This is a genomic window from Tissierella praeacuta DSM 18095, from assembly GCF_900128955.1.
GTDB classification, from domain to species: Bacteria; Bacillota; Clostridia; order Tissierellales; family Tissierellaceae; genus Tissierella; species Tissierella praeacuta.
Window position 1 is genome coordinate 1 of record NZ_FQTY01000034.1, and the last position, 2994, is coordinate 2994.

At 27.1% G+C, this 2994-nt stretch carries 4 protein-coding genes; all 4 read left to right on the forward strand.

From position 1 onward, the window contains the following. Positions 1-209 precede the first annotated feature (209 nt). Complete coding sequence (locus BUB33_RS15560) at positions 210-449, forward strand: type II toxin-antitoxin system RelE/ParE family toxin (protein WP_234950081.1); 240 nt, start codon at positions 210-212, stop codon at positions 447-449. Positions 450-677: 228 nt separating this feature from the next. After that, positions 678-1217: an RNA polymerase sigma factor gene (locus tag BUB33_RS15565; protein ID WP_072978135.1), complete on the forward strand. Its 540-nt coding sequence runs from the start codon at positions 678-680 to the stop codon at positions 1215-1217. Beyond that, entirely contained in the window at positions 1210-1896 is a 687-nt protein-coding gene (locus tag BUB33_RS15570) for a DUF4367 domain-containing protein (protein ID WP_072978137.1), read from the forward strand. Before BUB33_RS15565 ends, BUB33_RS15570 begins: the two co-directional genes overlap by 8 nt. 99 nt (positions 1897-1995) lie before the next feature. After that, positions 1996-2700 (forward strand): helix-turn-helix domain-containing protein, encoded by a 705-nt coding sequence (locus tag BUB33_RS15575; protein ID WP_072978139.1) that lies wholly within the window; start codon positions 1996-1998, stop codon positions 2698-2700. The last annotated feature ends 294 nt before the right edge of the window (positions 2701-2994 follow it).

The following is a 2994-nucleotide window of genomic DNA, read 5'->3' on the forward strand; positions in this document are numbered from 1 at the left end:
TGACAAAGTGTGTTGGCAACATTAGGACTACTTTGTAGAGATATTATCTCATGGTTTTTGACACTTTTAAATCCATGAGATTATTGTACGCTTACGATTTAACAAGCAAATGAAAGCAGAATTAGAATTACTTCGAACTCTTGCAGAAGCTGGAGATGATGTCCAAAATGGAAGAGTGGGTTCCATGCAAGAATCTTTGGATAGAATTCGTGAATCTTTGTGTTGATACTGCTCTCAAATATTTGAATAAAATAGAAGAATCCATTAATTGTTTAAAAGAGTTTCCTAATTCAGGAAGCATACCTAGATACTCTATTTTGAAAAAACAGGGTTATAGGGTGGTCATTGTAGAGAAACATCTTATATTTTATAAAGTAAATAAGGAAAATAAAACAGTTATTATATATGCTATAGTTGATGGAAGAAGAGAATATCAAAATTTAATATAGCCAGATCACAATAGCCTTAAGCTCCACAGCAATTAGCTTTATGGCTTTTTTCATGTTCATTATAATTTAATTATTAAAGAAGATGAATTTAAGGGTCAAAAATCGGTAAAAAACACCATTTTTTGACCCTTAAAAATAGAGCTTTTGACAGATGACATTGAATAATTTAAGTGATAAGATAAAAAGTAAAAGTAGAAAAGCTAGGGTTAAAAATGTGGGGTGAATCTTATGATAATTTATTTATCCATAATTGAATCAGAAGAAGATAAAAGCAAATTCGAACAACTTTATATTACATATAAACAAACAATGTTTTATGTTGCTAATAGGATACTTAGAGATAAATATTTATCAGAGGATGTTGTTCACCAAGCATTTTTAAGAATTATTGACAATTTAAATAAAATAGATAAAATTGACTGTCACAAAACCAAAGGATTCATCGTTATAATAGTAGAACATATAGCAATTGATTTTTATAGGAAACGAAAACATGAAAATAGTATATCCTTTGATGAAGTTGGAATTTATATAGAAGATGTAAAAAATAAGAGTAAATTTATATTGAATGAAATAGAAGAAGCTATCCTAAAACTTCCCATAAATTATTCAATTGTGTTAAGACTAAAATATTCTCAAGGATATACCAATAAAGAAATTTCAGAGATTTTGAGAATATCCGAAGAAAATGTAAGACAAAGATTAGTAAGAGGCAGGAATAAGTTAACAGAGAGCTTATCTGAAGGGAGTGAGAAGTCTTATGAATAAATATGTAATGGATGATGATTTTCTATATAAATATGTAAAAAGTGCAGAAAATATAATGATTGATAGTTTGCCTAAGGAAGAAGCATTATCTCATAATTTCTCAAAGAGATTTCAAAAAAAGATGAATAAACTTATAAGACAAGAAAGAAGATCTCCTTTTATAAAAATATTTGTAAACTATAGTAGAAAAGTTGCAATTATATTTTTAATATTTATATCTATAGCTTTTGCTACAACAATGAGTGTAGAAGCATATAGGGTTAGATTTTTTGAAGTAGTCATAGAAGTATGGGAAGAATTCACATCAATAATTTTTAAGGAAAAACAAAATATAGATGATGGAAAATTAATACCAGTAAATTCAACTTATATTCCAGATAGTTTTAAAATTATAGAGCATGAAATTAACTCTTATGAACAATTTATCTATTGGCAGAATGATGAAGGTATTGAAATAATGTTTGAGCAAGCTAAAATTACAGCAAATTCAATTATAACTGATACAGAAGGGATAGATATAGAAGAACTTTTAATAGGAGAGCAGAAAATTATTTATTTTACTAATAAAAATGTTAATCAAATTTATTGGAATGATAGTAATTATATTTATGCCATCATTTCAGAATATGATAAAAATGAGCTATTAAAGATGGTTGAAAGCATAATAAATAATAAATAAAAAAATAATTTTAAATTAAGTGTCACAATGATACGATACTTCCAAAGTAGACAGTCTAATTAATTAAAAATTAGATTATCTACTTGGAGGTATTTTTTTATGGGAAGAAAACCAAAGTACAGTAAAGAAGTAAAAATTGAGGCTTGCAAAGATTATGAAAAAAGTCATATTAGTTTTCAAGGAATTGCTGATGAAATTGGAACAACAAAGGAAGTTGTGCGTCGATGGTATTTAAGATATAAAGAACATGGACCAAGTGTATTTGAAACATCAAACAAAAATTCTTCATATAGTAAAGAATTTAAGTTATCAATAATAGAAGAATATAATTTAGGTAAATATTCAATGCCTGATTTAGCAGCTAAATATAATATTTCCACAGGAGTAATTAATAATTGGATTAATAAATGGTATAATGGTATAGAAATAAAGGCTTATGATCCTAAAGGAGATGTCTATACCATGAAATCCAGAAAAACTACATTTGAAGAAAGATTAGAAATAGTTAAATGGGTTATTGAAAATAATATGAGTTATAAATATGCAGCTGATAAGTATGAGGTTACTTATGCACTTGTATATAAATGGACAAGGGCATATCTAGATAAGGGACCAGAAACACTAAAATATCAAAAACGTGGACCAAAGCCAAAGTCAGAAATTGACGAAAGCAACTTAACTGAAGTTGAGAAATTACAGCTTGAACTAGAAAAAGAGAAAGCATTAAGAAAAAGAAGAGAATTTGAACTTGAAGTTCTTAAAAAAAAAGAGGAATTCGAAAGAAAACTTCTCTATCGAAAGTAAGACAGGAAACAGAATACAAAACAGCAGATTTTTTTAAGGATAAAGGTTATCCAGTAACCAAAATATGTGAAGTTTTAAATATTTCAAGAAGTGGATACTACAAACATAAAAATAGAGTCAAACCTGAAAAAGAAAAACAAGATGAATTGATATGCTCATTAATTAATGAATATCATTCAACATTTGATGGAATTTTAGGGTATAGAAGGATGACCATGTTCATTAATAAACTAAATCATAAGTCATTTTCAGAAGGATATATACATAGAATTATGAATATTTTAGGTATTACAG